We start from the raw sequence: 26,503 nt of genomic DNA, 5'->3' as shown, positions 1-26,503 counted from the left end.
TGCCAGCCTCACGCGCCCTGTGAAAGGGCTCAGCTACTCACCCCAAACACCGCGTCACATGCTTCACCGACTGATACCCCGAAAGCCCCCAAGGCCCAAGCTCTCGGCCAATGCCGCTGCCCTTGGTCCCGCCCCACGAGGTTTCGACGAACACCGCCTGCACCGAATTGATCCACACATGCCCGACCTCCAGCGCATCGGCCACGCACTCGGCGCGGTCCAGGTCGGCGGAGCAGACAGTGGCCACCAGCCCGAAGCGGCTGTCGTTGGCCTGGGCGATGGCCTCGGCCTCGTTGCCGAAGCGCCGTGCGCACAGCACCGGGCCGAAGATCTCCTCGCTCCACAGGCGGCTGCTCACTGGCACATCCACGTACAGCGTCGGGCTGACGAACCAGCCGTCACGGTCCAGCGCCTTGCCGCCGGCCAGGCACTTCAGGCCCTCTTCGCGGGCGGTGGCGAAATAGCCGGCGACCTTGAGCCACTGCGCCTGGCTGGTCAGCGGTCCCATGTCCACTTCTTCCGCCAGCGGGTTGCCCACCCGCAATGCTTCCAGCGCCGCCTGCAAGCGCGGCAGCAGGGCGTCGGCGATGCCGTCCTGCACCAGCAGGCGCGAGGTGGCCGAGCACATCTGCCCGGCGTTCCAGGTGATGCCGGCGACGATCCACTCCACCGCCTGGTCGACATCGCAATCGTCGAACACCACGATGGCCGACTTGCCACCCAGCTCCAGCGTCACTGGGCGGCATTGGGCGGCGGCGGCGCGCATCACCTGGCTGCCAACGCCGTTGCTGCCGGTGAACGACAGTTTGTCCAGGCCATTGTGACCACTCAGGGCGGCGCCGGTCTCGGCCTTGCCGCCCACGATGTTCAGCACGCCGGCCGGCAGGCCCAGCACCTCGGCGATCTGGCCGTAGGCCTGCTCGATCAGCGGGGTGACCTCGGAAGGTTTGAGCACCACGGTGCAGCCGGCCGCCAGGGCCGGGGCGAGCTTCCAGGCACTGGTCACCAGCGGGAAGTTCCACGGCACGATCAGGCCGACCACGCCCACCGGTTCCAGACGGGTGCGGGCAGTGAAGCCCGGCGCGGCCAGGGGCACGTCGCGGTTCTTCGCCGGCAGTTGCTCGGCGAGGTCTGCGTAATAGGCGAAAGTGGCGATGGCGTCGTCCAGGTCGATTTCGGCCTCATGGCGCGGCTTGCCGTTGTTGCGCATCTGCAGGGCGATCAGTTCGTCGCGGCGCTGACCCAGCTGTTCGGCGAAGCCGCGCAGGTAGGTGGCGCGCTCGGCGGCGCTGACCGTCTTCCACGATGCCAGAGCACGGCGCGCGGCGGCCACGGCCTGGTCGACCTGGGCGCTGCTGGCGGCCATCAGTTCGGCGAACGGCTGACCGTCGGACGGGTTGTGCACAACGATGCAGTCGCTGCCCTGGCCTTCGACCCAGCGGCCGTCGATGTAGTGAGGTGTGGTCATGGTCGGATTCCAGTCAGGCCATTTCGGCGGTGGTCACGGGCTTTACGGGCGTACTTTTGCAGCGCACCCAGCGCGGGCCACGAGGGCCGTACACGCCAGCGGGTTCAGGGAACAGGTTGAGCAGGATCAGGTACAGCACGGCGGCGATGCCGAGGGTCACCGGCAGGCTCAGGTCGATACCGCCGGCCAGTTCGCCCAGCGGGCCGACGAACTGCCCGGGCAGGTTGACGAAGCACAGGCCGATGGCCGCGCTGGGGACCCACGCGCCCATGCCGCGCCAGTTCCAGCCATGGTCGAACCAGTAGTGACCGCCCTGCTGGCCACGGGTGAACACCTGCAGGTCGTCGGCGTGGTAGAAGCCGCGGCGGGTGATCAGGCCGAGGATCATGATCACCATCCACGGGCTTGTGCAGGTGATGATCAGCACGGCGAAAGTCGACACGCTCTGCACCAGGTTGAAGGTGAAGCGGCCGACGAAGATGAAGCCGATGGCCAGCACGCCGATCAGCAGGGTGGCGGCGGCGCGGCTGAGCAGGCGCGGGAACACGCTGGACATGTCCAGGCCGGTGCCGTACAGCGCCGTGGTGCCGGTGGACATGCCGCCGATCACCGCGATCAGGCACACCGGCAGGAAGAACCAGCCCGGCGAGATCGCCAGCAGGCCGCCGACGTAGTTGTTGGCGGCGATGTAGTCCGGCGCCTGGCTGGCCACCAGGGTGGCGGTGCACAGGCCGAACAGGAACGGGATCAGCGTGGCGGCCTGGGCCAGGATCACCGCCAGCATGATGCGTGACTTGGCGGTTTCGCGAGGGATATAGCGCGACCAGTCGCCGAGGAACGCGCCGAAAGACACCGGGTTGCTCATGGCCAGGATCGCCGCGCCGACGAACGCCGCCCAGAAACCGGCCTGGCCGAGGTTGACGCTGCCGGCGTAGCCCGCGTCAAAGGGCCCGGCGAAGGCGAAGATACCCAGCAGGAACAGCAGGCTCGAGGCCCACACCGCGATCTTGTTGACCCACAGCATGAAGCGAAAACCAAAGATGCACACCACCAGCACCAGCACCGCGAACAGGCCGTAGGCCAGGCCCAGGGTCAGGTCGGTTTCCGGCAGGCCGACCAGGCGCTTGGCGCCGCCGACCAGGGCATCGCCCGAGCTCCACACCGACAGCGAGAAGAATGCCACGGCGGTCAGCAACGACAGGAACGAGCCGACGATACGCCCGTGCACGCCGAAGTGCGCGCCGGACGATACCGCGTTGTTGGTGCCGTTGAGCGCGCCGAACAGGCCCATCGGCGCGAGGATCAGCGCGCCCACGCCGACGCCGAGCAAAATCGCCCAGACCCCGGCCTGGAATGACAGCCCGAACAGCACCGGGAAGCTGCCCAGCACGGCGGTGGCGAAGGTGTTGGCGCCGCCGAAGATCAGGCGGAACAGGTCCAGCGGGGCGGCGTCGCGTTGATCGTCGGGGATCTGTTCGACGCCATTGGTCTCGATACCGGTCGAGTGGCTCATGGTGGTGCTCCAGCGCGAATGTTGTCGGCCGTCGGGCGGCCTTGTTGTGGGTGCGATGGCAGTGCGGCAGGGCCGCTTAAGGGAATCAGGCCGGCGAGATGACCGACAGGTGCTCGTGGCAGGCCAGCCAGCGTTCCCCGTGCAAGCGGAAGACGATGGTCTCGCGCTCGTTCAGGTCGAGGGTTTCGCCGGCCACGCGCAGGCGCGTGGCTACATCGTGCATGAAGATCGCCACGTCGCCCTGCAGGCTCACCTGCGCGTTGCTGGACTCACAGCCGAGCACGGCGAATCCGTCTGCCTGCCAGCTGGCCCAGAGTTCTTCATAGGCGCGGCGTGACAGCAGCGGTTGCGGCACGGTATGGAAGAGAAAGGTGGCGTCTTCGCTGAAGCAGGCGAAGTAGCGGGCGCTGTCGTTGCTGGCGAAGGCGGCGACGAGGTCGGCGGCGGCCTGCCGTACCTGGAGTGTCTGGTCCACGGGAGTGGCCTCACGGTTTATTGTGATTGTTGGTGAAGCGATTCTGGTGGCGGTGGGCGAGGGGAAAAATCGCTGTGGGCAAATAATCAGTTCAGGAAATCGTGAACCAATGGGCTGACCGACCAAGTAACCGACCAAGTAACCGACCAAGTAACCGACCAAGTAGCGCTGCTAAAAGTTGCCGATCCATCAGGCTGGTGATTGGGGCAGGCACTTCATCATCGTTCCCCCAGCGCAACTCTGAGGGTTCACCCATGGGCCTACCGGCCCGCGTCTCTCCTCTCTACCGTTAGCCCTGTCGCCCGTCTGGCCCCAGGCCGCACGGGCATCTCTCACGGCCCGCCGACTGACGGTCGCTTCGTTCAGCCTGCGTTGCCTACTCTCATAGTCCCCACTGTGGATGTGTGGGGCGCGGCCAGACCGCAGCGGCCAGGATGGCCTGTTCTCCACACCTGAAGGAGAGAACGATGAGCAATTTCTCGCAAGCCGCCAACTTCGAAGGCCAGGTGCCACGCATCGACCCCGACAACGCCACCATGCTGCTGATCGACCACCAGAGCGGCCTGTTCCAGACGGTCAAGGACATGCCCATGACCGAGCTGCGGGCCAATGCCATCACCCTGGCCAAGTTCGCCAGCCTGGCGAAGATCCCGGTCATCACCACCGCCTCGGTACCCCAGGGCCCCAACGGCCCGTTGATCCCGGAAATCCACGAGGCCGCGCCACATGCGCAATACGTGGCCCGCAAGGGTGAGATCAACGCCTGGGACAATCCCGAGTTTGTCGCCGCGGTGAAGGCCACCGGGCGCAAGCAGCTGATCATCGCCGGTACCATCACCAGCGTTTGCATGGCCTTCCCCAGCATCAGCGCGGTGGCCGCCGGCTACCAGGTGTTCGCTGTCATCGATGCGTCAGGCACCTACTCCAAGATGGCCCAGGAAGTGACCCTGGCGCGGGTGGTCCAGGCCGGCGTGGTGCCGATGGACACCGCCGCCGTCTGCTCCGAGGTCCAACGCACCTGGAACCGTCCGGACGCCGCCCAGTGGGCCGAGGCCTACAGCGCGGTGTTCCCGCACTACCAACTGCTGATCGAGAGCTACACCAAGGCCCAGGCCGTCGTCACCGGTCATGAGCAACTGGACTCGCAACGCAACTGAACCTGGCTGTTCCCTATCCAAGCAAGGAGATCCACCATGGCATTCCAATACAAGCGTCTGGACAAGAACAACGCCGCAGTCCTGCTGGTCGATCACCAGACCGGTTTGCTGTCGCTGGTGCGCGATATCGACCCGGACCGGTTCAAGAACAACGTGCTGGCGCTGGCCGACCTGGCCAAATACTTCAAGCTGCCGACCATCCTCACCACCAGCTTCGAGACCGGTCCCAACGGCCCGCTGGTGCCCGAGCTCAAGGAGCAGTTCCCCGATGCGCCCTACATCGCCCGTCCCGGCAACATCAACGCCTGGGACAACGAGGACTTCGTCAAGGCGGTGAAGGCCACCGGCAAGAAGCAGCTGATCATCGCCGGCGTGGTCACCGAGGTGTGCGTGGCTTTCCCGGCGCTGTCGGCGCTGGAGGAGGGCTTCGATGTGTTCGTGGTGACCGATGCCTCCGGCACCTTCAACGAGCTGACCCGCGACTCGGCCTGGCGTCGCATGGAGGCCGCCGGCGCGCAGCTGATGACCTGGTTCGGCGTGGCCTGCGAGCTGCACCGTGACTGGCGCAACGACATCGAAGGCTTGGGCACGTTGTTCTCCAACCACATTCCCGACTACCGTAACCTGATGACCAGCTACAGCAAGCTGGCCAAGTGACGGTGTGTCCGGGCCCCGGTGCCGGGGCCCGGATCCGCCTTGTCGGTTACGAGGTAATGGATGGCTCCACTGATTGCCTATTTCAGGCTTGCCCTGCGCCCCGGGCGCGATGTGCTGCTGTTCGCGCTGCGTACGGTGGTGGCGGGCCTGCTGTGTCTCTACCTGGCGTTCCTGTTCGACCTGGAACAACCGAAATGGGCGCTGATGACGGTGATCATCATCAGCCTGCCGCTGGCCGGCATGACCCTCAAGCGCAGCCTCGCGCAGGTGCTCGGCACCGTGATCGGCGCGGCGGTGGCCGTGCTGCTGATGGCGTTGTTCGCGCAGATGCCGTACACCCTGCTGGTCAGCCTGGCGCTGTGGCTGGGGCTGTGCACCGCCGGTGGCACCTTGCTGCGCTATACCGATTCCCATGCCTTCGTGCTCAGCGGCTTTACCGCGGTGGTGGTGGCCATGCTGGCCGTACCCGAGCCCGAGGGCACCTTCATGCTGGCCGTTACACGGGTTACCGAGACCTTGCTGGCGGTGGCCTGCGTGGCCGTGGTCAGCCTGCTGACGGCCCGCCCGCAGGCGGTGGCCAACAGCTATTTCGCCAAAGTCGACAGCCTGCTGAAACTGATCGCCCAGCATGCCGCCGAGGTGATCCGCACCGAAGAGGACGAGGCCGCATTCGGTCAGCGTCAGGCCCGGTTGATCGCCGAGGTCAGCGCGCTGGAGGGGTTGCGTCGGCACCTGTACTTCGATGCCCCGCACCTGCGCAGCGGCGATGGGCTGGTGCAACTGTTCGCCAACCAGCTGGTGCTGCTGGTTTCGCGACTGCTGGTGCTGCGCCAGCAGCGTGAACTGATCAAGGCGCACTGGCAGGGGCCGCTGCCCGCGGATATCCAGCTGCTGCGCGACGCCGAACTGGCGAGCCTGGATGCGCTGGCACGTGACGGTATGGCGCTCTCGGCAGCGGATCGCGAGGCCCTGCGCACCCTGCACAAGGGCTTCGATGACGCCGCCGACCGTGCGGAGTTTCTCAATGAGCCATTGCCCCCGCACCTGCGCGCCCTGGCCTGGGCCTTGCGCTGGGAGCAGGCGCGCCTGCTGCAGCAACTGGACGAGCTGATCGAGCTGAACGAGGCGATCCAGCAGGGCCGTCTGGCCAGTTGTCCCCAGCAGCAGGGGCGCGCCAGCGCCTTGCACCTGGACTGGCCGCTGGCGGCGATGAACGCCGTGCGCGCCTGCCTGGCCCTGTTGCTGATCGGCGGGTTGTGGATCGAGAGCGCCTGGGATGGCGCGCGTTCGGCGGTGATCCTGATGGGCGTGATGTGTTCGCTGATGGCGACCTTGCCTCGACCGCTGCTGGCCAGCCAGAACTACAACCGCGGGCTGTTGGTGGGCATGGGCTTGTCCGCGCTTTATCAGTTCGCCCTGCTGCCGCTGTTCACCGACTTCGAGATGCTTGCCCTGTGCCTGGCACCGTTGCTGTACCTGGCGGCGGTCGGCCTGGCCAACCCGATGACCGCGGGGATCGGCATGGGCATCGGTCTGATCAGCCTGCTGATGATCGGGCCGCAGAATATCGGGGCCTATCACAACAGCGATATCCAGTGGTTCGAGTTCGCCGGTGGCTACCTGGTGGCCGGGGTGCTGGCGATGGCTGTGTTCGCGCTGGTCTTTCCGTTCAATGCGCAGAAACGCATCGCCCGATTGTTTCGCCAGACCCGTGAGGATGTGCGCCGCCAGGTGCTCGGGAGCGGTTCGCTGGCCGGGCAGTTCGCCTTCGAGAGCCTGCTGCTTGATCGCCTGTCGGCGCTGATTGGTCTGTTGCCGGCCGCTGCGGACATGGCCTCGCGCGAGCGTGTCGAGTGCGCGCTGGTATGCCCGGCGCTGGCCATAGCCCTGGGCCAGGCGCGTGCCTTGTGCAACAGTGACCTGGCGTTGCCGTCGGCGACCCGCACACGCTTGCGGGAAAGCCTGCAGGGCGTCGCCGACTTCGTCGGTGGCCAGGGCGCGGTGGCCCTTGATCCGCTGTTGCGGGAACTGGACGATCAGGCGCAGTTGCTCGATGCCCTGCATGGCGCGCCAGGGCAGATGGGGCGTGACGCCTTGCGCCGACTGTTCATCCTGCGGGTGGCACTGGCGGTGGCCGGGCAGTTGCTGGCGCGTTATCGCCAGGTGCTGGAAGCTGAACGATCGCGGCTGTTGCCGGAGGTGGCCAATGCCCATTGATTTCGAGGTAGGCGGGGTCTACCTGCCGCCCATCGCCCAGGCGCTGCTGCTGGCGCTGCCGTTGTTTGTGCTGGTCGATGCCCTGTTGCGCCGGGTGGGCGTGCTGGCATTCGTCTGGCATCCGGCGCTGTTCCAGGGTGCCTTGTACACCGCGATTTGCGCGGCCTTGTTGTTGTGGATGGGAGTGAGCAGGTAGATGTCGTCGATCAAGCCGCTGTTGTCGCGCAGCCTGACCCTGGTCATGCTGGCCGTTGCCATCGTGCTGGGCTGGTTGGCCTGGACGCACTATACCCAGGCGCCCTGGACCCGCGACGCACGGGTGCGGGCCGATGTGGTCACCCTGGCCGCGGAGGTCAGCGGCCGGATCGTCGCCCTGCCGGTGCGGGACAATCAGTTCGTGCGCAAGGGCGACCTGCTGTTGCGCATCGACCCGGCGCGCTATGAACTGGCCGTGCTGCATGCCCGGCGCGCGGTCGAGGTGGCACGGGCAGCCTTGGGGCAGTCGCAGGCGAACATCGTTGCCAACCAGGCGTTGCTCAAGCAGCGGCGTAGCGAGGAACAGCGCCGCGGCAAGCTGCAGTCACTGTCGGCCATTTCCGCCGAGGAGTGGGAAAAGTCCAAGACTGATGTGGCTGTGGCCCAGGCCGACCTGCTGCGCGAGCAGTCCAGCCTCGGCCTGGCGCAAGCCAATGTGCAACTGGCCGAAGCCACGCTGGAACAGGCACAGCTCGACCTGCAGCGCACCGAGGTGCTGGCGCCGGTCAATGGTCATGTCACCAACCTGCTGACCCGTCAGGGCGACTTCGCGCAACCGGGGGCCGCGTTGCTGGCGCTGGTGGACAGCGATTCGTTCCATGTCAGTGGTTACTTCGAGGAGACCAAGCTGCCGCGCATCGCCGTCGGCAGCCGGGCGCGCATCGTGCTGATGAATGGCCAGACGTTGCAGGGCACGGTGGAGAGCATCGCCTACGCCATCACCGACCGTGAGAACCAGCCGGGCAACCGCCTGCTGGCCAACGTCAACCCGAACTACACCTGGGTCAAGCTGGCCCAGCGCGTGCCGGTACGCCTGCGCCTGGAGCCCCAGGCTGCCGAGGCGCCTCCTTTGCGGGCCGGGACCACCGCCACTGTGACGATCCTCGAAGAATGACGGATGATGCAGCAGTGAGCCGTGGACGAGTGTTGCCGATGTTCGACCTGAACGACCTTTATCTCTACGCCAAGGTGGTGGAGCATGGCGGCTTCGCGCCTGCCGGGCGCATCCTTGGCCTGCCCAAGTCACGCCTCAGCCGGCGCGTGGCCAAGCTCGAGGAGCGCCTGGGTGTGCGCCTGATCCAGCGCTCCACGCGGCAGTTCCAGGTGACCGAGGTGGGCCTGGAGTATTACCGCCATTGCCTGGGCATGCTCGAGCAGGCCGTTGCCGCCGAGGATGCGGTCGAGCGCAACCGCGCCGAGCCTCGCGGCATCGTGCGCCTGGCCAGCAGCACCGCGCTGCTCGATTCGCGCCTGGCGCCGATGCTGGCGAGCTTCATGGCGCAATGCCCGGTGGTCGAGCTGCTGGTCAAGAGCTACAACCGGCGGGTGGATGTGATCGGCGAGGGTTTTGACCTGGTGCTGAGCGTGCAGCACCAGCCACTGGAAAGCAGCGAGCTGATCATGCGTCGCCTGGCCCCGAGCCGGCAGTGCCTGGTGGCTGCGCCGGGCCTGCTGGCCGAACACGGGCGCCCGGTGTCGCCGGAAGGGCTTCAGGCTCTGCCGAGCTTGAACTGGGGCGCCAATGTGCAGGACGCCAGCTGGATGCTGGTCGGGCCCGCAGGCGCCGAGGTTGCCGTGCGCCATCGCCCCCGTGTGGTGTCGGACGACCTCGCGGTACTGCGCGAGGCCGCCCTGGCCGGCGTGGGTGTGGTGCTGCTGCCCGAGGAGGCAGTGCGCGACGATCTGGCTGGCGGGCGGCTGGCGCATGTCCTCGACGACTGGGCGCCCCGGGAAGGGGAGGTGGTGGCGCTGTTCCCTTCCCGTCGCGGGTTGATGCCCGCGGTGCGCAAGCTGATCGACTACCTGGCCGATGCCTTCGAGCAGGAGCAGCAGGCCGTTACGCCGGTTCGCGCTCGCTGAAGCCAGGCACGGCAGGTGGACGCGCCGACCAGAACGCCAGGCCCGCCGCCAACGCGGTCAGCGCGGCGCCAGCCCAGGGGGTGGCCGCCAGCGTAGCGCCGGTTATCACCGCGCCGCCGATGGCCGAGCCGAGCCCGACGCCCAGGTGCATGGCCGACAAGTTCAGGCTCATGCCGGCCGGGAAGGTGTCCGCGCCACGGGTCGCCAGGTAGCTCTGCACCACCGGCGAGGTGGTCCAGCTCAGCCCGCCCCAGAGCATCATCGCCGGCAGGAACAGCCAGGGCGTGCCGACGCTCAGGGGCAATACCAGCAGGCTGGCGAGATAGAGCAGTGGCGCCAGGGCGATGGAGCGACCTGCACCGAGCCGGTCCGCCATCCAGCCGCCGACATAGCCGCCCGAGACGCCGGCGATACCGAAGACGGCGAACAGGGCCGCCAGCCATTGCACCGGTATGTCGGCGACCTGTCGGGCATAGGGGGCGAGGTAAGCGAACACCGTGAAGTGCCCGGCGATCATCAACAGCGATACGCCCTGGGCGGCCACCAGGCGGCTGTCACGCAGATGCCGCAGGTAGCTGCCCAGGGCGATGCGTTCGCTGCTCTGCAGTTGCGGCAATCCGCGCCAGGCCATCAGCAGCACTGCGATCGCCAGCAGGCTCAGGCCGGTGAACACCCCGCGCCAGCCCAGCACGTCGCATAGCAGCATTCCGGCGGGCACGCCCAGCACGAGTGAACTGCAGATACCCATGAATATCACGCCGATGGCTCGGCCACGCAAGGCCTCGGGTACCAGGCGCGTGGCCATCAGGGTGCAGGTCAGGCAGGTGAGGGCGCTGGTCGTGGCCATGCCGATGCGGGCGAGCAGCAGCGCGGTGTAGCCGGGCGCCAGGGCCGCGGCGAGGTTGCACAAGGCGAACAGGGCCAGGGTGATGCAGAGCAGTCGCCGCAACGGGAAACGGGTGGTCAGCAGGGGAGAGAAGGGTGCGGCGAGGGCGAAGCTCAGGGAGAAGACCGTGGTCAGTTGTCCGGCGATCCCCAGCGGGACCTGCAGGCCATCGGCCAGGGCCGGCAGGATGCCGACCGTGATGTTTTCCGCCATGCCCGTGGCGAATGTCGCCAGGGCCAGCAGCCAGATACGCGGGCTCATGTGTTGCCTCCGATAAACGGGCCGGCCAAGGTCCGGACCCATTTGTCCCGACGGTTGACCGGCAGTGGTCAGGTCCATCGGGTTTCGAGGCAGTGCTTCGGTTATCCCGGTTCAAGCAGTAGGGATTGTAGACGGTTGTGCGCAGGCGATGAAGCCTTGGGTTCTTTCAGGCTGAACAGGACTCTATGGGCTGGGAGGTCGCGCAGGGAATCATCACCAGCGTGCGGGCTTGCCCCGCGATTATCTGCATGGCACCGGCTTCGCCGGTGATCGCGGGGCAAGCCCGCTCCCACGCGGGTGATGCTGCAAAGCTGTTCCCGATGGGTTAAATCCAAGTCTTCTGGCAGTCAGTCGTGTGAACACTCGACTTTTTCCGCCCCAAACGCAACGCGGGGCCATCCCGCTCCCACAGGCTCAAGGCTGAACCTGTGGGAGCGGGCTGGCCCCGCGAATACGAAATGCCTTGAAGATCACAGCGTGATCGGCTTCAACTTGAGTCCCATGGCCTGGGCCCGCACCGCTGCGCCGCTGAAGGCTGCCGCATTGCCAGGTGGTGGCGTGGGACCGTGCACATGCCCGGCCAGCTCGGTGTTCATCTCCTGGACCAGGTCGAGCAGGTCGCAGAGCACCTGCAGCACGTTCACCGCCTCGGAACCCAGCCAGGTCTTCGGCGCCTGCAGGCGCTGGCTAATTTTCACCACGCTGTGGCGCAGGCCCTCGATCCGCTCCTGGACGTCGCCGCCGATCGCCGCGTTGAGCTTCTGCCCCACCGCCAGGTTCAGGTCGCGCCCGGTGGCCTGGTGCAGGTCGTCGAGGGCGGCCAGGCTGGCGGAGCCGCCGGACAGCAGCTTGAGCGCGCCGAGGGCCTCGATCTTCTTCACCCCGCCGACGGTCTCGGTCGAGTGGTCGTCCACGTTCCGGGCATGGCTCTGGAACTGCTCGGTGTTGGCCAGCGCCTCGACCTCGCGCTCGATCGCCTTGTCGCGGATCCGGCCGTCCGTCTGTCGCAGCCAGTTGCCGTCGGCGTCGGCGCGTTGCTGGCAGGCCTCGCTGTGCTGCCACACCAGGTCGCCCTTCGGCACCTTGGGCAGGCTCAGCCCGTGGGGCAGGATCTGCTGGATGAACGGCTTGTGCGGCAGCCCGTAGGCGAACGACAGCACCACGGTGGTGCCCTCCTCGGGGAAGCCGAACATGCCGCGCTCCTGGCCGCCCATGGGTGCCGGCAGCGGCAGGCTGGTGAACACCGGCAACGCCGGGTCGGGCTCGCCGTCCGGCAGCAGCACCTGGACATCGACGCCGAAGCGCGGGCGGAAATCGTCGCACAGCCCGGGCGCCGTCGGCGCATCGGGCACCGCGACCACGCGGCCGAAGCGCGGCAGGTGATAGCCGCCGGTGATTTCGGGGAACTGGCGCGCTACGGCGCGGCGGATTGCGTCTTCCATCGTATGGCCATCTGGCTGTCGGCCAGCGCGACGTGGGTCACGCGCTCGCCGTGGTTGATCGGTGCGCCCGGACGCAGCCCCGGCAGGGCCGCAATGCAGGCGCTCTGGTTGCCCTGGTAGTTGTCGAACAGCTCCATGGGCAGTTGCAGCGCGGGGCGCGCGCCGAAGTAGCTGTCGGCCCAACTGCCCACGTATACCTCGCCGTTGCCCTGCTGCTGCCAGATGAAGTCGGGGATGTCGAAGACCTGGGCCAGGCTTTCCATGGCCTGGAAGCCGGCGGCCAGGCTGTAGAAGAACGGCGCGCGCACCGACGCGTAGGGCCGCTCGGGCACGCGAAAGCGCAGGCCGGTCTGCTGGCCGACCTGGTCGAGCACGCCGCGCAGGTCGACGTGGCGCAGGTTCATCGGCAGCGGCCTGGCCAGGATCGCCGCCAGTTCCCGGCAGAACAGCAATTGCTGGCTGGCGTTGGCACTGGTGCAGCGCTCGACGTAGCCGATGAAATGCCGTTGCAGCGGGCTGTCGTTGTAGCCGATGTCGAGGGTGACCAGGCCCTTGAGGGGCGCGTCGGCCCGGACGATGAAGGTCGCCCGCCCCGGGTTGCGCAGTTCCAGGCGCACGTCCGCCCTGACCAGGTCGTAACGCTCGCCGCCGACATTGAGTACCTGATGCAGCTTCATGACTTCTCTCCCAGCCAGTCATCCACTTTTTTCAGCAGGCGCTCGAAGCTGGTCAGCTCCGGGTCCTTCTCCTCTTCCTCCTCTTTCGCGCCCACCGCCGCCCCTGGAGCGGCCTGGGCCTTGACGCGTTTTTTGGCGCGGCGCTTCTCGACCTTTTCCGGGTTGGAGGTCTTTTCGGCCAGGCCAAACTGCACCCGCCAGCAGGCCAGCGAGTCGTCTTCCCGGGCGCTGACGCTGTCGGCGAAGCGCACCTGGCGGATGCCGAAGGCCTCGGCGGTGTCGTTGACGATGCGGTAGGTCTTGAGCTGTCCGCCGCTCTCGGTGGCTTCGGCCAGGCGCATCAGGCTGCGCAGCCAGGTGCCGTTGACGTAGGGGATGGTCAGGGTGACCGTGAGGGTCTTGGGCTTGAAGCCCTTGTGCGCGGAGTCGGTGTTGCTGGTCTGGCCGGACAGGTCCTCGGCTTCGATGCGCAGGTTGCCGGTGACTTTCAGGGTCTTGCCTTCGACGGGCTGGCCGTCCAACAGTAGCAGTGTCATAAACCCACCATTTCACGAACGAAGCTCAGGCCCTTGGCCGAGCCGACCAGGATCACGCCAGCGCTCATCACCCATTCATGCCCCGGGGCATCGCCTTCGAGCAGCATGCGGCGCAGTTGTGTGTTGTTGCCCGGACCCAGCAGGCGGGTGCGTACCGAGCTGTCGGCCTGGCCGCCTTCCAGCAGCTGGCGCAGGTCGGCCAGGCGCTGGTCGCGGACCTGCTGCTGGCTGGCTTTGCGCGCCGCCAGCCCGGCCAGGTCGCTCATGGGCGAGCTGTCGGCGGCGTAGCTTTCCAGCACCGCGATCTGCCCGGCCAGCGATTGCTGCGCCGCCTTCAACACCGTGCAGCGCTCCAGCGGCAAGGCCTCCCAGCGCGGCAGGGTGGTGGCCTGGGGAATCTGCCATTTCTCGGTTTCGAGCCGGGCCAGGTGCTCCGCGCGGCGTTGCGCGCGCACCAGTTCGGGGATCGGCATCAGGGCGTTGAAGCGGGCCAGGCCGGCGGCCAGCTGGTCGTGGCGGGTGCCCAGGAACAGCAGGCACAGCGCGTGCTGCTCGCCCTGGGGGCTGCCGTCGTCGGTGGCGTCGGTCAGCTTGTTGGCCAGTTGCTGCAGCAGGTTCGGCGCGGACAGGAAGCGCTGGTAGCCACGCCCCTGGCCGATACCGCTCTGGAACGGCGTTACCACCAGGCACCTGGGTACTTCGCCCAGTTGCTCTGCCAGGGCCTGGCGCCCGGCCTCTATTGCATCCTTGGCCGCGGCGCCGACCGGGCCGGGGTTGGTGCTGGCCAGTCCCTGAAGACCGCTCAGGCGCTGCGCGGTACTGGCCAGCTCGCTACCGGCCAGGGCCTTAGCGGCGTCGAGCTGGCCCATCCAGCGAGTTGCCTCGGTGGGCCAGCGCATCGTTACAGCTGTCCAGTCAGACATTGGACAGTACCAGCTCAGGCAATTCGGTAACGAACTCTACACTGGTAGGGGCTTCGCGCCTGCCGTGTTCGATCACCTCCAACTGCTCATAGCAGTAGGCCCAGGACAGTGAACGCCAGGCGCGGAACGCGAGTGCTTCAGCCTGGAACTTCGGAACTGCGGCTTCCTCTGCGTAGCTGATCGCATCCTTGATATCGCTGTATCCCGCTGTTTGCGCAGCTTTGTCCATAAACTGCTGTACGGCTGCGAGGTATCCATTTTTGCGCTGTTCCCAAGTTAACGGAGGCGGTTCTATTGCCGTGGGCCGGCCGTCCATGGTGGCAATAACTTTTCCGGCTGATTGAGCCCTGAACAGTGCTTGATATTCGTTCAGAGTGATTTCCATCAGTTCGGCCGCTGGCGGCAAACAACACAGAGGGTTTTTGACTTGGACGTTAGGATGAGCCGACTTCGGATCCCTTTCCCTGACGGTGGGCGCTTTGGTCTTGCCAACGGTACCCTCTGGCTGTATCCATTTCGGGTCTGGCACCTCGATCATGGCTGGTTTCCAATCGGGATCAGGGATCAGCATTGTTCGCTCGCCGTGGACTCTGGTGTCATAGAATCCACCGGTTGCTGCATGAAAGTAGATAGTCATCAGTACCCTGTTGCCTCCCAGTAGATGTCATCGGGCGAGTTGAATGGGCCGGAGATAACGGAAAATTGGCTATTGCTAACGATCAGTGTGTTAGTACCGGTGTTGGCATCGGCATAGAAGAGGCTGGTTCGAGATGCCACCAGAGAAACGCAGCGGTTTGGAAAGGCGATGGGGAAGCTGCGATGGGTGGTCATGTCCGACGCACCCTGGGTAAGTCCCCACTGTTTGATAAGGCCAGTTTGGGCACACCGCCACCAACCGTTCTGCCCGAGTGATGCTGTATTTTTCTGAACTGCGCCTGGCAAGCTTGGAGTTGCTTGCGGCAAATTGGTCAAGCCTGAGGCATCACCGTGGTAGGTCCCGGAAATCCACAGGTGACCACCTTCCACGACGGTCATTGCATTGTTGGTTGCCCCTACATGGGTGACTACTTGGGCGGGCGTCGTAGGTCCTCCTCCGGAAAATGCCTCCATGGCAGCCAAGTGACGAACTCCCCAATTGGTCGCCCGCCAGAGCAGATAAGCTCCTCCATCCTCTGGGCTGTTTATCTGCACGGCTGGAGTACGCTGTCGCCAATCAACGAATGCGCCGCCCATGCCCGGACTTGTGAAGGTAATCGGCCCTGTTACCGTGCCACCTGCCAGTGGCAATTTTGAGGCATCAACAACAGTGATGTCTGAGCTGCCGTCGAACGACACACCATTGATCTTGCGAGGGACAGAGAGTTTGACCGCTTTGGCGGCAACCCCGGCGATATCGATGGTATAGGTGCCTGTTAGTCGTTCCGCAGGCACGTAACCCTTACTCAGCTGGTTCGCATTCAAGCCGGTTAGAGATCCGGCATCACCACCGTAGCTACCCTTGATGGTCAGCGACCCTGTGCCGTCGAATGTGAATGCATTAGTTGTGGTGCCAACATGCATCACCACAGAGGGTTGACTCTGGGTTGTACCACCGGCCCATACGTCCAAGGCAGCCAGATGTCTTTCGCCCAAGTTTGATGCTTTCCACAGAGAGTAAGCATGGACGTTGGCGGGGCAATTCAACTGCAGGGCTGGTACACGCGTCGCCCAGTCCACGAAAAAGCCGCCCATCTGCTGGTTCTCGAAGCTGATGGTGCCGGACATATTGCCGCCCGTTAACGGCAACTTCGTAGTGTCTCCTACGGTGATATCCGTTGAGCCGTCAAACGGGATTCCGTTGATCTTGCGTGGGAACTGCAGTTTGTCAGCCGAACCGACACGCATGCCATTGTAGTAACCGGTCTTGGCGGCGAAGTGCTCCACCAGCGGGGTGTTGATCGGGAATGATCGGCGACGGTCCGTGATGGCTCCAGAGGCTGATATATCTGCGAGCGGAATGCAGTAGACCCAGCTGTCATTCTTCAGGTAGTCCAGCTGGTCAGGTTCGAAAACCACAGTCCAACTGGGTACAACATCGTTCCGTTCACGATGCAGCGATACATGTAGCCATACCTGAGATGGCGTCTTGGCCTGAGGGAGGGGCAGGGGCCTGGCCAGTTCGATGCGAATGCCTTCAAGATAGGCTAGACCAGTTGCCAGTTGATAACCTGTACCGCTTTTCACGACCCCGAGGCCGTCGCCGAAGAAGCACGCTCGCCCATACACGTCGCGGTTGCTCAGGCGCTCGCGCTCGTCGATGCCCTTCAGGCGCACGGTGAAATCGTGCTGCCAGGTGCTGGCATCGATGGTAATGCCGGTCAGTTCCTGGGCGCCGCTGTACTCCACCAGGATGTTGCGGGTGACGTTGTTGCCGATCTGCAGCGGCGGGATGTTGCGCCGCTTCTGCTGCAGCGGCAGGTAGGCCACGGCGAACAGCACGCCCTCGGCGCTTTCCAGGCCCATCCAGTTCCAGTCAAAGTCGCCGATGTCGCTACCCAGCATCGAGCTGTAGACGACCTGGTTGGGGTTCACGTAGCCGCTGTTGCCCGCCGGGATGTCGTAGCTGTGCACGATCTGGCTGGCCGGCGGTTTGGTCGCGGCGCGGTCGATTGGCGTGTTCGGGTCGAGCCCGGGCACATTGGCGTAGATGAAGCGGGTGATCTGCAGGACTTCTTTGGCCCCCTGCTTCTGGGCGATCAGGCTTTCGCCCGCGAAAGTGATTCTGGCCACGGCGGACTCCTAAAGCGTGGCGACCAGCGTCTGCTGGTCGTCGTTGAATTGAGCTGCGCCAATGCGCAGGGGCACGGGGGTGATGCTGACGAAGTCGTAGCGGCGGCAGGTCCGGCCGTACTGCTGGATCAGTACCCGCAGCAGCTCGGGGTTCTCCGACAGCTGCGAGTCGGAAAGGCGCAGCAGGACCACATCCCAGTCGCGGCCGGCCAGGCGTTCGTCGATCTCGACATAGCCCACGCCGAGCCGGCGCAGGATGCGTTTGAGCCCCGCGGTGCTGCCGGCATCGACCGCGTTGATGAAGGCGTACTTCACCCGCAGCCGATACAGGCTTTCCGGTTCGTCCTTGAAGCGGGTGATGTCCCGCTGCCAGGCGAGCAGGTCCAGCACGGTGAGGTGGCAGGTCTCGGCGTCCATCTGCAGCAGCGGCCAGCGCAGCCACTCGGTCACCCTGGCCCACCAGGTCTGGGCGGCGTCCTTGAGCTTGGTCAGTTCGGGGCCGGTGAGCCAGAACGGCAGTTTCAGCGGGCTCATACCAGGCCCACCCGCAGGTTGGCGATGCGCGCGATGCTCAGCTGCGAGACGATGTCCTCGCTGGCGAAATGCAGCGACTCGATGTCGGCGAAGGCCTGGTGCAGTTCCTCGGCCAGGCGGCTGAAGGAGAACCGCGACTGTGGGTAGGTCAGCGTCGGGCGATAGTCGCTGGCCGTGCTTTCGCGGAACGCCGCACGGATGAACTGGGTGATGCCCTGCTGCAACTCTTCGCGCCGTTTCGCCGTCAGGTTCGCCCGCGGCCAGACCGTCAGCGCAATGTCGTGCCGGGTCTCGGGCATGACCATTACCAGCAGGTCGTCGCCGTGGCCGTGGTTGCCTTGGTCGCGCACGTGGGCGTTGATCTGCTCCAGGTACGCCTGCGCCGGCACGTCGGCGTCGAACAGCACGTAGACGTTGGCGCTGCCCGGACCACGCGGTGCGTCGTGGAGGAAGTACACCCCATCGGGGCGCACCCCCGGGAAGGCGGCGATCATGGCGCGGTAGACTGCGTCGGTGTGCCACTGGTTGACCGCGCTGAACTGGTTGCGGGTGCGCAGGCGCAGTTGGTCGTCGGGTTCGGGGTCGGCTCCGGGCGAGGTCATCCAGCCGTCGTCGTTGACCACCTGGACGATCCCCGGCACCGGCTCGGGCAGGATGGCGTAGTAGCCGGGCGCCAGGTTGTAGCCGCTGCCGACCTGCTGCGCCTGGACCTTGACCGACTGTTGCAGGCGGCCGTCGGGGAACACAGCATCCTCGACCGTCACCAGCTGGTAGACGTGGCCGTTGATCGCGGCGGATTGCACCACGACGCCGGCGCGCATCAGCAGCTCGCCAGCGCTGTTCTCGCGGGTGAACAACAACTTGCCCTGGGCCTTGGTAGCGTCTTTGCGTTCGACGTTCACCGCCCAGGCCAGGCTGTCCAGCCAGGCGCCACTGGCCGTCTTGACGAAGAAGTTGGGCAGCACGGTGTCGCTGATAAAGCCGACCAGCCACAGCACCGGCTTGGTCACCAGCGCCGTCACCACGCGCCAGAACGGCGAGTAGGCGCTGGTGTTGCTGAGCTTGCTGCCCTGGGCGGCCACTTCGGCCTCCCAGGCCTGGTGTAGGGCCGCCTCAGTGGTGGGAATGCCGGCGTCGGCCAGCACCTTGCGAAAGTCCAAGTCGCTCACAGGTATACCTCGATGTCACCGAATTTCAGGGTTTTCGCCGTGACCAGGTAGCGGCCCGGATGCTCTTCCAGGACGCGGGCAGTACCCGGCAGCAGGCGCTCGTCGTCCTCCACCAGCAGCTCCAGTTGCAGGATGCAGTCGGCCTGGCGCTGGCGGCTGCGCTCGGCCACCAGGGTCACCAGCAGGCCGCTGTCGCGGATCATGTGGGCGATGTCCTGGGCGATGCTGGCCCGGTCCTCGATCAGCAGCGGTTGATGGGAAGGGTCCAGGACCAGGTCGTTGTTGTGGATCAGCAGGTCGATGTACTCGCTCATCAGCCCACCGCCATTGCCATCATCTGTTCCAGTTCCAGCGGGTTCATGGCCTTGCTGGTATTGATCTCCACCTTCTCGACATGCATGCGCCGGTCCTGCGTCTGGGTGGTGTTCTGGATCTGGTTCATCAGGCCTCCCTGGGGAACGCTCGTCGGGCTGGCCGGCGAGAGGTTGAGTGCGGTCTGGGTCATGCGCTGGCGCTGCTGCTCGAGTTGCTCGACCGGCGCGCTGGCCATGCTGGGGGCGACGGCGGCGGGTGCCATCGAAGCCATGTGCGGGGCCGCTGATGGCACCTGCATCAGGGTCTTGAGCAGTGGCTGCGTGTTGCTCATGGGCAGTACGCCGATCGGCGCGACCTGGCTGGCAAGTCCTGGCACCTTGGGTGCTTCTGGCAGATCGGCGAATGAGGTCTCGATGTTGACGCCCGGGATCTTGTTCAACCACTCGATCACCAGGTCGAGCGAACTCCGGAAGACCTTGACGATGCCGTCCCAGGCAGCCTTGGCCATGCCGGTCCAGCCGCCCATGTCGGTGAACCATTTGCTTAGTGCGTCCAGCTGTGCGCTGACCCACTGGAAGGCGGCACTGTCCAGGAACGCGGCCTTGAGCTCGTCCCAGTAGGCGATGACCAGGACCACGGCAGCGACCAGCGCGACGATGCCCGCGATGATGAGGATGATCGGATTGGCCAGGAGTGCGGCGTTCACCAGCCAGAGTGCGCCTTGCCAGGCAAGGGTGGCGAGCCTCACGATCCCCATCCAGGCGTACATGGCGATCAGGCTTGTCAGGAAGATCGACAGCACCAAGGCGTGCCGGAGGAACATGAAGATACTCTTCAAACCGGTCATGTTGAGCAGGGCCCAGGCGGCCTGTGCCCCCAGCATGGCTATCCGGGCCAGTCCGCTCAGAACTGCAAGCGCGGTCAGCGCGGCGCTGGTGCCAAGGATCGCCAGGGTGGCGATGGCGATCACCCGGGTGATGTTGGGAAACAGCTTGATCCAGCGGACCAGGGTCTGGGCGATCTCGACCAGGCGTGTCATCAGCGGCTGCAGGATGGGTATCAGCGCCTGGCCGAAGGCGATGCGCAGTCCTTTTACCGCAGCCCCGAACTGCTGCCAGGGGTCGACCATGGCCTTGGCCATCTGTTCGGCCTGTTCCAGGCCGCGTACCTGGCCGAGTTTGTCGATGCCGTTCTTCAGGCGGTCGGTGTCCTGGGCCAGGGCGCCGATGAGCTGGGCCGCCTCACCGCCGAAGGCCTCGGTGATCTTGGCGTTGGCCGCCGCGCCGCGCAGGTCGCCGAACTTGCCCTGCAGCTTGGCCAGGATGTCGAGCATCGGCAGGACCTTGCCATTGGTGTCGGTGAACTTCATGCCGAGCTTGTCCGAGGCGTCCTCGATGTTCTCGAAGAAGGCTTTGTAAAGCCCGCCGGCCGCGCTGCCGTCCATGCTGCCGGACAGGCTGCCGATCACGGCCATCTGCTCGGCCAGGTCGATGCCGGCGGCGGAGGCCTGGGCGCCGGCCTCCTTGAAGCCATCCTTCATCTGTTCGCCGCTGGTGCGGAACAGCTGGACCGCCAGGGCGGTCTGCCCGCCCAGGATCTTGACCCACTGGCCCTTGCCCATGGCGTCGGCCTGCTGCTTCTGCAGGTTGTACATCGTGCCGACGTACTCGGCCATCACGCCCTGGTCGGTCTTGGTGGCCTTGGCCAGCACGCTGCTGGCGTAGGTGAATGTGGCCAGCTGGGAGCCGGACAGTCCCTTGATCGCGCCCTCGATCTTGTACGCCGAGGCAACGAAGTCCCGGGCGTTCTCGCCATAGGCGATGGAGAACATCAGGGCTTTCTTGTTCAAGGCCTCCAGGGCGTCCTCGGCCACGCCGAGCGAGCGCACATCCCCAAGGGCACGGTTCATTTCCAGGGCGGGCTCAAGGAAGGTGCCGAAGCTGCCGGCAGAGCTTTGCAGCTTCTGCGTGCCATCGCTGATCTGCTTGATGGCGGCCTGGCTTTTTTCGCTCAGATTGTTGAACCCTTGGGTCATCCTCGCCAGCGGCGCGGTGACTTTGTCGGTCAGCGACAGGATGAAATCCAGCCGGCTGATTGCGTTGTTCGCGCTCATGGGATGTCAGCCTCCATTGAATGCACGGGCGATGCCGTTGGCGATGGCGATTTCCATTCGCCGCCAGTGCTCGTCCTCCAGCCACTTGGCCGTGCCCAGGTTCTCGGGCGTGGTCGGGGCACCTGGCAGCCAGCGTTCGGTCAGGGCCAGCAGCTGGCCCAGGCCGTCCTCGGTCAGTCGCTCTGCGTGGCCGAGCGCTTTTTTACGGTGACTTCCACGGTCGGGGCGTACTCCTCGACCAGGGCACCGGCCAGCTGGATCACGGTCATCGGGTTGGCCAGCAGCGGCTTGAGCTGGTCCTTGTGCTCGGGCTTCACGGCGGTGACCAGCAGGTTGTTGGCCGGGGCGACCTTGTTGGAGGGGGTCAGGGCGTTGATGTACTTGGTCATCAGCGCCGGATCGATGGCGAAGTCCAGGGACAGGTCGCCGACTTCCAGGGTGATTTCGGTGCGTTGGGTCATGGGGTACTACTCCATTGGAATACGGGAATCGAAAAGAACGTGGCGGGCGCCGTGCTCAGCGGCCGCGCTCATGAAGGTGCTGGCAGGGAACGCAGCGGCGCATGCCGCCCAGGGCGCGGCGCGCCTCGGCGATCTCGTCGCCGCAGTCCGTGCAGTGGGTGAGGCTGGGCCCAGTCGCCACGCGTCGGCCACGGACGGCGGCGATCGCCAGATCACGCCTGAGCTGTTCCAGGGCCTGGGCGCGGTCGAATGGGCACACCATCAGCTCAGGCCCTCGACCTCGGCGAAGGACAGGTACGGCACGCCGTTGATGTGGACGAAGTCCGGGCTGGTGACGTCGTACGGCAGCTTGTGCTTGGTCTTCTCGCCGCCCTTGGCGTCGATGTTGAGCAGGTTGGAGATCTTGAGGCGGCAGCCGAAGGCCTCGACGCGGATCTCGTCGGTGGGGGTCTTGGCGTAGAACAGCTGGTCGAAGGTCCCCAGCTGACGGAAGCTGCCGGCCTTGGCGGCGGCTTCGATGATCAGGTTGAAGTTGCTGGTGTCCACTTCCAGCTCGCCGCTGGCGGTTACGTTGCCGGCGACCCAGCCGTCAGGCACGCCCTTGGTGTGCGCCACGGCGCTGTTGTCGGCGATGTCGAGGGTTGCGCTTTCAACGTGAATCTTCAGGTCGCCCACGTTGATGTCGAAGTTCAAGCCACTGATCTTGGCCATGGGTTACTCCTGGTTGTCCTGGGAAAGGTCCAGCGCGATGTTCGCGGTGATGTCCTTGGGGCAGTTGTGCGGGCGGATGCGAATGAACACCTCCACCTGGGTGTGGCTTTTCCAGACGATGACCAGGTCGCCGTCGCGCGGCGGCTGGATTTCGCCGGGGAACACTTCGCCGGCGAATTTCACCGCCTTGGCCATCCGTCGTAGCGGCGCCATCAGCGCGCTGGTGTTGGCGGCCATGCTGGCGGGGCTGTTGTTCAGGCGGCGGTCGCCGATACGGCGGATCAGCAGCGGGCGGACCTGGCGGGCGGCCTTGTCGGCCAGGCGCAGGTACTCCAGGACCTGGAAGTCGCTGGCGGCGGTGTCGAGCATGTTGGCATCGCCCCAGTACACGCCCTCGTAGTCCGGGTAGGTCTGCGAAACGGAGTAGCGTGCCTTGTCCAGCTCGCTGCGCACCGCCGATGGCAGTGGCACGCCGTCCTTGTCCGCGGGCACCGCGCCCAGGCCCAGGACAGGGCCGCTGGCGACGCGCATCGGGGTATCGGCGATGCTCCAGGCGGCGTTGGCCAGGCGCCCGGCGAGCACGCCCAGGTCGTTGCCGTGCAACTGCGGCACTACCACGACGCGTGGCGCGGCGATACCGTCGGTGAGCGCCTTCTGCTCGAGCAGGTAATCCGACCAGGTCACGGTCGGCAGGATGCCGGCGGACGCGGCCAGGACGAACGAGCGCCGGCCATAGCGGGCGTTCAGCTGTTCGGCGGCGGTGTGCATGGCCAGCAGTTCCGCGCCGGCGGTCGCCGGCTTGGTGATGACGATGCCTTCGACCGAGTAGCCATGTTGCTGGGCGTATTCCAGGGCGCTCGCCCAGTCGCCTTCGGCGCCGATCGGCGCGGCCAGGCAGGCCCAGCGGTCGCCGCCGTTGGCCCGGGCGGCGATCAGTTGGGTCTTCAGGTCGCTGGCGGCCACGCCCAGCTCGTTGTCCAGGTCGCTGTCCGTGTTCAGGGTCAACAGCTTGCCGACGTTCTTGGCGGCAGGGCCGATGAAGAGGAAGTAGCGTTCGATCTCGGTCACGGCACCCTGGCCGAGGTTGAGATTGTTCACGCTGATTTTACCGAGTGCCATAGGTTGCCTCGTTAGCGGGGTGATTGAAGGGGTGTGCCAGGACTTGTCGATCAGGTCGCGGGCGGGTCGGGCGTTGTTGCCCGGGTAATCGGGTCAGGGGAGGGGGCTGCCCTGGGGCAGCCCCTGCAGGGCGATATCGCCTTGCTCGGCGACCCACAGGTCGTAGGGCTGGAATGACCAGGTCTTGCCGAAGACCTCGATCTCGCCTGCCACGTCCTCGGTCAGGTAAAGGGGCTCGACGAACTCCAGGACCAGCGACACATCGAGCAGGTCGCTGCCCGGGACCTTCTGCTTGACGGCGAGGGTCGGTGCCGGCAGGGCGAATAGGTGACGCCCGGGGTCGTTGGTTTCCAGCCAGCTGCCGGCGAGCGCCATCAGGCGCCCGGGATGACCGCTGAAGTCGTCGAAGTCGAACAGGGCGCGGTAGCGCAGGTTGCCCATGTGCAGGCCCAGTTCGGTTTGCGTCCAGGCCAGTTGCAGGTCCAGCTGCTGGGCCCAGGCGTGCAGTTGCCCGGCAGGCACCAGCTTGCGTTCGAGCAGGTAGGTGGTGAGTGCTTTCAACTGGTTCATGGGGAGGCCTCCGGACAGGGCGGGGTGGCTGAGAAATTCATCGTTGAGTGCTCGCTAAGGGGCTATCCCCAGGGCTGCGCTGTCGCGCAGGGAACCGAGTTCGCAGGGAGTACGCGCACTCTGTGGGAGCGGGTTTACCCGCGAACACCGGCGTAGCCGGTGCCAGGCTCCGCGTTGGGCTCTTCGCGGGTAAACCCGCTCCCACAGTGGTCGCGCCAGATCAGTGGGGGCTTCGAGCCTCTCTTAATTGCCGAAGCCATGCTCGGCATTCCAAAAAGCCCGCAGTGCAGGCTTTTCAGTAATGCGTTGTCGAACCGCTGGCCACGACTGGTGACGCCATGCGGTTGCACTTCGAATTGGTGACTCCGACCGCGGCCGTCTGCCCGCCGGAAAACTGATCGTGGTGCTTTACGCTGCACACCCGGGCCAGTTGCCAACCCTTTGAACAGTCGAGGCCTGTTCATCGCTGCCTGTGTCACAACCGGTTGCTGTCCGGCTCGAGATACAGATTATGCATGCGTGCATATGCAGTCAATGCATTTATGGAAATATTTGGGCATGCAAATTTGCCGATATGCATGTCGGTCTTTACGGGCGCGGGTTGTAGGGCTTTTCTGCAGGCGAAAAAAAACCCGCCGAAGCGGGCTTTTTCAGGAGCGGTGCATCAGACGTTGAAGCGGAAGTGCATCACGTCACCGTCCTTGACGATGTAGTCTTTGCCTTCAAGGCGCCATTTGCCGGCTTCCTTGGCGCCGCCCTCACCCTTGAACTGGATGAAGTCGTCATAGGCCACCACTTCGGCGCGGATGAAGCCTTTTTCGAAGTCGGTGTGGATCACGCCGGCCGCCTGCGGTGCGGTGGCACCCACGCGCACGGTCCAGGCACGGACTTCCTGCACGCCAGCGGTGAAGTAGGTCTGCAGGTTGAGCAGCTCGTAACCGGCGCGGATCACGCGGTTCAGGCCAGGCTCTTCCAGGCCCAGGGCCTCGAGGAACATGTCCTTCTCCTCGCCGTCGTCCAGCTCGGCGATTTCGGCTTCGATCTTGTTGCACACCGGTACCACCACCGCGCCTTCTTCCTCGGCGATGGCCTTGACCACGTCCAGGTGCGGGTTGTTGTCGAAGCCGTCTTCGGCAACGTTGGCGATGTACATCACCGGCTTGCTGGTCAGCAGGTGGAAGCCACGGATGACGGCTTTTTCGTCGTCAGCCATGTTTTTCATCAGGCTGCGCGCTGGCTTGCCTTCGGTGAAGTGCGGGATCAGCTTTTCCAGGATGGCCTTTTGCGCCAGGGCATCCTTGTCGCCGCCCTTGGCGTTGCGGGCGACCTTCTGCAGTTGCTTCTCGCAGCTGTCGAGGTCGGCGAAGATCAGTTCGAGGTCGATGATCTCGATGTCGCGCTTGGGGTCGACGCTGTTGGAAACGTGGATCACGTTCTCGTCTTCGAAGCAGCGCACCACGTGGGCGATGGCGTCGGTCTCGCGGATGTTGGCGAGGAACTTGTTGCCCAGGCCTTCACCCTTGGAGGCACCGGCGACCAGGCCGGCGATGTCGACGAACTCCATGGTGGTCGGCAGGATGCGGTTCGGCTTGACGATCTCGGCCAGTGCCGCGAGGCGCGCATCGGGCATCGGCACGATGCCGCTGTTCGGCTCGATGGTGCAGAAGGGGAAGTTCTCCGCCGCGATGCCAGACTTGGTCAGGGCGTTGAACAGGGTGGACTTGCCGACGTTGGGCAGGCCGACGATGCCGCAATTGAAACCCATGGGTATTCCCCTTTCTAAAGTGTCAGGCCTTCTGGCTGTGCAGTTCGCGCATGGCCTTGGCGAAGTCGCCGGCCAGCACGTCGGGCATCACGCCGAGGGCAAAATCGATGCTGGCGTCGAGCTTCTCCTGCTCGGCGCGTGGCGCCCGGCCCAGGACGAAGTTGGAGACCAGTTTGGCGTCGCCCGGGTGGCCGATGCCAAGCCGCAGGCGGTGGAAGTCGTTCTGGTTGCCGAGCTGCGCGATGATGTCGCGCAGGCCGTTGTGCCCACCGTGGCCGCCGCCTCTCTTGAGCTTGGCGACGCCGGGAGGCAGGTCGAGTTCGTCGTGGGCCACCAGGATCGCTTCCGGCTTGATGCGGAAGAAATTGGCCAGAGCCGCCACGGACTGGCCGCTACGGTTCATGTAGGTGGTGGGGATCAACAGGCGAACATCGTTGCCCTGATGGCTGAATTTAGCCGTCAGGCCGAAATACTTTTTGTCAGCGGACAGCGAAACGCGCTGGGCGCTGGCGAGGCGTTCAACGAAAAGAGCCCCTGCGTTATGCCGGGTCTGTTCGTATTCGGGGCCGGGGTTACCCAGGCCGACGATCAACTGGATGGCGGTCACGTCAGGGGCTCTTCCTTGGAGTTGGTGGGTTACAGTGCGCGCG

The 26,503-nt window shown here is 65.4% G+C and carries 28 protein-coding genes; 6 read left to right on the top strand and 22 right to left on the bottom strand.

Annotation, left to right across the window (positions count from 1 at the left end; genetic code table 11):
- Positions 1-37: 37 nt before the first annotated feature.
- From LU671_RS01635 to LU671_RS01625, 3 genes are all read right to left on the bottom strand, one after another.
- The gene (locus LU671_RS01635; RefSeq protein WP_232854748.1) at positions 38-1,468 is read right to left on the bottom strand and encodes an aldehyde dehydrogenase family protein; all 1,431 of its coding nucleotides are present in this window, start codon (positions 1,466-1,468) and stop codon (positions 38-40) included.
- Between the two features lie 13 nt (positions 1,469-1,481).
- Positions 1,482-2,981 carry a purine-cytosine permease family protein gene (locus tag LU671_RS01630; RefSeq protein WP_110735906.1) on the bottom strand — a complete coding sequence of 500 codons (1,500 nt, stop codon included), beginning with the start codon at positions 2,979-2,981 and terminating at the stop codon, positions 1,482-1,484.
- Positions 2,982-3,066: 85 nt separating this feature from the next.
- Positions 3,067-3,456 (bottom strand): YybH family protein, encoded by a 390-nt coding sequence (locus LU671_RS01625; protein WP_203648005.1) that lies wholly within the window; start codon positions 3,454-3,456, stop codon positions 3,067-3,069.
- Positions 3,457-3,923: 467 nt separating this feature from the next.
- On the opposite strand from LU671_RS01625, the gene LU671_RS01620 reads away from it, so the two are divergent.
- Genes LU671_RS01620 through LU671_RS01595 form a run of 6 tightly spaced genes read left to right on the top strand, consistent with a single transcriptional unit; the run spans position 3,924 to position 9,602 of the window.
- On the top strand, positions 3,924-4,613 hold the full coding sequence (locus LU671_RS01620) for a hydrolase (protein WP_232854747.1): 690 nt from the start codon (positions 3,924-3,926) through the stop codon (positions 4,611-4,613).
- 36 nt (positions 4,614-4,649) lie between these two features.
- Positions 4,650-5,270 (top strand): isochorismate family cysteine hydrolase YcaC, encoded by a 621-nt coding sequence (gene ycaC / locus LU671_RS01615; RefSeq protein WP_110735902.1) that lies wholly within the window; start codon positions 4,650-4,652, stop codon positions 5,268-5,270.
- Between the two features lie 60 nt (positions 5,271-5,330).
- Complete coding sequence (locus tag LU671_RS01610) at positions 5,331-7,487, top strand: FUSC family protein (RefSeq protein ID WP_232854746.1); 2,157 nt, start codon at positions 5,331-5,333, stop codon at positions 7,485-7,487.
- Positions 7,477-7,683, top strand: a complete 207-nt coding sequence (locus LU671_RS01605) for a DUF1656 domain-containing protein (RefSeq protein ID WP_110735900.1) — start codon at positions 7,477-7,479, stop codon at positions 7,681-7,683. Before LU671_RS01610 ends, LU671_RS01605 begins: the two co-directional genes overlap by 11 nt.
- 9 nt (positions 7,684-7,692) lie before the next feature.
- Positions 7,693-8,637: an HlyD family efflux transporter periplasmic adaptor subunit gene (locus LU671_RS01600; RefSeq protein ID WP_232854782.1), complete on the top strand. Its 945-nt coding sequence runs from the start codon at positions 7,693-7,695 to the stop codon at positions 8,635-8,637.
- 38 nt (positions 8,638-8,675) lie between these two features.
- Positions 8,676-9,602: a LysR substrate-binding domain-containing protein gene (locus LU671_RS01595; protein ID WP_232854781.1), complete on the top strand. Its 927-nt coding sequence runs from the start codon at positions 8,676-8,678 to the stop codon at positions 9,600-9,602.
- Here LU671_RS01595 and LU671_RS01590 read toward each other — a convergent pair.
- The 19 genes from LU671_RS01590 to pth all read right to left on the bottom strand — a co-directional run bounded on the left by LU671_RS01590 (position 9,580) and on the right by pth (position 26,460).
- Positions 9,580-10,749 carry an MFS transporter gene (locus tag LU671_RS01590; protein ID WP_232854745.1) on the bottom strand — a complete coding sequence of 390 codons (1,170 nt, stop codon included), beginning with the start codon at positions 10,747-10,749 and terminating at the stop codon, positions 9,580-9,582. The genes LU671_RS01595 and LU671_RS01590 overlap by 23 nt on opposite strands.
- Positions 10,750-11,219: 470 nt before the next feature.
- The gene (locus tag LU671_RS01585) at positions 11,220-12,191 is read right to left on the bottom strand and encodes a hypothetical protein (RefSeq protein WP_232854744.1); all 972 of its coding nucleotides are present in this window, start codon (positions 12,189-12,191) and stop codon (positions 11,220-11,222) included.
- On the bottom strand, positions 12,164-12,868 hold the full coding sequence (locus LU671_RS01580) for a hypothetical protein (protein ID WP_232854743.1): 705 nt from the start codon (positions 12,866-12,868) through the stop codon (positions 12,164-12,166). Before LU671_RS01580 ends, LU671_RS01585 begins: the two co-directional genes overlap by 28 nt.
- Positions 12,865-13,404, bottom strand: coding sequence for a baseplate complex protein (locus LU671_RS01575; protein WP_232854742.1), 540 nt, complete (start codon positions 13,402-13,404; stop codon positions 12,865-12,867). Before LU671_RS01575 ends, LU671_RS01580 begins: the two co-directional genes overlap by 4 nt.
- Positions 13,401-14,303, bottom strand: coding sequence for a hypothetical protein (locus LU671_RS01570; RefSeq protein WP_232854741.1), 903 nt, complete (start codon positions 14,301-14,303; stop codon positions 13,401-13,403). The genes LU671_RS01575 and LU671_RS01570 overlap by 4 nt, the downstream gene beginning before the upstream one ends.
- Before the next feature lie 16 nt (positions 14,304-14,319).
- The gene (locus LU671_RS01565) at positions 14,320-14,964 is read right to left on the bottom strand and encodes a hypothetical protein (RefSeq protein ID WP_232854740.1); all 645 of its coding nucleotides are present in this window, start codon (positions 14,962-14,964) and stop codon (positions 14,320-14,322) included.
- Positions 14,964-17,096: a phage tail protein gene (locus LU671_RS01560; protein WP_232854739.1), complete on the bottom strand. Its 2,133-nt coding sequence runs from the start codon at positions 17,094-17,096 to the stop codon at positions 14,964-14,966. Before LU671_RS01560 ends, LU671_RS01565 begins: the two co-directional genes overlap by 1 nt.
- Positions 17,097-17,105: 9 nt before the next feature.
- Positions 17,106-17,630, bottom strand: coding sequence for a phage tail protein (locus LU671_RS01555; protein WP_232854738.1), 525 nt, complete (start codon positions 17,628-17,630; stop codon positions 17,106-17,108).
- Positions 17,627-18,799, bottom strand: a complete 1,173-nt coding sequence (locus tag LU671_RS01550; RefSeq protein WP_232854737.1) for a baseplate J/gp47 family protein — start codon at positions 18,797-18,799, stop codon at positions 17,627-17,629. Before LU671_RS01550 ends, LU671_RS01555 begins: the two co-directional genes overlap by 4 nt.
- Complete coding sequence (locus tag LU671_RS01545; RefSeq protein ID WP_232854736.1) at positions 18,796-19,113, bottom strand: DUF2590 family protein; 318 nt, start codon at positions 19,111-19,113, stop codon at positions 18,796-18,798. The genes LU671_RS01550 and LU671_RS01545 overlap by 4 nt, the downstream gene beginning before the upstream one ends.
- On the bottom strand, positions 19,113-21,227 hold the full coding sequence (locus tag LU671_RS01540; protein WP_232854735.1) for a phage tail tape measure protein: 2,115 nt from the start codon (positions 21,225-21,227) through the stop codon (positions 19,113-19,115). Before LU671_RS01540 ends, LU671_RS01545 begins: the two co-directional genes overlap by 1 nt.
- A gap of 6 nt (positions 21,228-21,233) precedes the next feature.
- On the bottom strand, positions 21,234-21,380 hold the full coding sequence (locus LU671_RS29625) for a DUF6890 family protein (RefSeq protein ID WP_442964116.1): 147 nt from the start codon (positions 21,378-21,380) through the stop codon (positions 21,234-21,236).
- 20 nt (positions 21,381-21,400) lie between these two features.
- Positions 21,401-21,688, bottom strand: a complete 288-nt coding sequence (locus tag LU671_RS01535) for a putative phage tail assembly chaperone (protein ID WP_050703720.1) — start codon at positions 21,686-21,688, stop codon at positions 21,401-21,403.
- Between the two features lie 55 nt (positions 21,689-21,743).
- Positions 21,744-21,950, bottom strand: coding sequence for a TraR/DksA C4-type zinc finger protein (locus LU671_RS01530; RefSeq protein WP_232854734.1), 207 nt, complete (start codon positions 21,948-21,950; stop codon positions 21,744-21,746).
- Complete coding sequence (locus tag LU671_RS01525) at positions 21,950-22,399, bottom strand: phage protein (protein WP_232854733.1); 450 nt, start codon at positions 22,397-22,399, stop codon at positions 21,950-21,952. Before LU671_RS01525 ends, LU671_RS01530 begins: the two co-directional genes overlap by 1 nt.
- Positions 22,400-22,402: 3 nt before the next feature.
- The gene (locus tag LU671_RS01520) at positions 22,403-23,518 is read right to left on the bottom strand and encodes a DUF2586 domain-containing protein (protein WP_232854732.1); all 1,116 of its coding nucleotides are present in this window, start codon (positions 23,516-23,518) and stop codon (positions 22,403-22,405) included.
- A 93-nt stretch (positions 23,519-23,611) separates the two neighbouring features.
- Complete coding sequence (locus LU671_RS01515) at positions 23,612-24,088, bottom strand: phage tail protein (RefSeq protein ID WP_232854731.1); 477 nt, start codon at positions 24,086-24,088, stop codon at positions 23,612-23,614.
- 664 nt (positions 24,089-24,752) lie between these two features.
- Positions 24,753-25,853 (bottom strand): redox-regulated ATPase YchF, encoded by a 1,101-nt coding sequence (gene ychF / locus LU671_RS01510; RefSeq protein WP_203648000.1) that lies wholly within the window; start codon positions 25,851-25,853, stop codon positions 24,753-24,755.
- Between the two features lie 22 nt (positions 25,854-25,875).
- A complete protein-coding gene (gene pth / locus LU671_RS01505) occupies positions 25,876-26,460 on the bottom strand; it encodes an aminoacyl-tRNA hydrolase (RefSeq protein ID WP_023629555.1) in 585 nt (194 codons plus the stop codon).
- Positions 26,461-26,503 lie beyond the last annotated feature (43 nt).

The sequence above is a fragment of the Pseudomonas sp. NMI760_13 genome, assembly GCF_021283245.1.
Taxonomy (GTDB): Bacteria; Pseudomonadota; Gammaproteobacteria; order Pseudomonadales; family Pseudomonadaceae; genus Aquipseudomonas; species Aquipseudomonas peradeniyensis.
This window is presented reverse-complemented; position numbering and strand designations above follow the sequence as displayed.

Coding starts and splice junctions, on each gene's coding strand:
- LU671_RS01635 (WP_232854748.1), bottom strand. CDS start 1,468: ATGACCACACCTCACTACATCGACGGCCGCTGGGTCGAAGGCCAGGGC.
- LU671_RS01630 (WP_110735906.1), bottom strand. CDS start 2,981: ATGAGCCACTCGACCGGTATCGAGACCAATGGCGTCGAACAGATCCCC.
- LU671_RS01620 (WP_232854747.1), top strand. CDS start 3,924: ATGAGCAATTTCTCGCAAGCCGCCAACTTCGAAGGCCAGGTGCCACGC.
- ycaC (WP_110735902.1), top strand. CDS start 4,650: ATGGCATTCCAATACAAGCGTCTGGACAAGAACAACGCCGCAGTCCTG.
- LU671_RS01610 (WP_232854746.1), top strand. CDS start 5,331: ATGGCTCCACTGATTGCCTATTTCAGGCTTGCCCTGCGCCCCGGGCGC.
- LU671_RS01605 (WP_110735900.1), top strand. CDS start 7,477: ATGCCCATTGATTTCGAGGTAGGCGGGGTCTACCTGCCGCCCATCGCC.
- LU671_RS01595 (WP_232854781.1), top strand. CDS start 8,676: ATGTTCGACCTGAACGACCTTTATCTCTACGCCAAGGTGGTGGAGCAT.
- LU671_RS01590 (WP_232854745.1), bottom strand. CDS start 10,749: ATGAGCCCGCGTATCTGGCTGCTGGCCCTGGCGACATTCGCCACGGGC.
- LU671_RS01585 (WP_232854744.1), bottom strand. CDS start 12,191: ATGGAAGACGCAATCCGCCGCGCCGTAGCGCGCCAGTTCCCCGAAATC.
- LU671_RS01580 (WP_232854743.1), bottom strand. CDS start 12,868: ATGAAGCTGCATCAGGTACTCAATGTCGGCGGCGAGCGTTACGACCTG.
- LU671_RS01575 (WP_232854742.1), bottom strand. CDS start 13,404: ATGACACTGCTACTGTTGGACGGCCAGCCCGTCGAAGGCAAGACCCTG.
- LU671_RS01570 (WP_232854741.1), bottom strand. CDS start 14,303: ATGCGCTGGCCCACCGAGGCAACTCGCTGGATGGGCCAGCTCGACGCC.
- LU671_RS01565 (WP_232854740.1), bottom strand. CDS start 14,964: ATGACTATCTACTTTCATGCAGCAACCGGTGGATTCTATGACACCAGA.
- LU671_RS01555 (WP_232854738.1), bottom strand. CDS start 17,630: ATGAGCCCGCTGAAACTGCCGTTCTGGCTCACCGGCCCCGAACTGACC.
- LU671_RS01545 (WP_232854736.1), bottom strand. CDS start 19,113: ATGAGCGAGTACATCGACCTGCTGATCCACAACAACGACCTGGTCCTG.
- LU671_RS01540 (WP_232854735.1), bottom strand. CDS start 21,227: ATGAGCGCGAACAACGCAATCAGCCGGCTGGATTTCATCCTGTCGCTG.
- LU671_RS01535 (WP_050703720.1), bottom strand. CDS start 21,688: ATGACCCAACGCACCGAAATCACCCTGGAAGTCGGCGACCTGTCCCTG.
- LU671_RS01530 (WP_232854734.1), bottom strand. CDS start 21,950: ATGGTGTGCCCATTCGACCGCGCCCAGGCCCTGGAACAGCTCAGGCGT.
- LU671_RS01525 (WP_232854733.1), bottom strand. CDS start 22,399: ATGGCCAAGATCAGTGGCTTGAACTTCGACATCAACGTGGGCGACCTG.
- LU671_RS01520 (WP_232854732.1), bottom strand. CDS start 23,518: ATGGCACTCGGTAAAATCAGCGTGAACAATCTCAACCTCGGCCAGGGT.
- LU671_RS01515 (WP_232854731.1), bottom strand. CDS start 24,088: ATGAACCAGTTGAAAGCACTCACCACCTACCTGCTCGAACGCAAGCTG.
- ychF (WP_203648000.1), bottom strand. CDS start 25,853: ATGGGTTTCAATTGCGGCATCGTCGGCCTGCCCAACGTCGGCAAGTCC.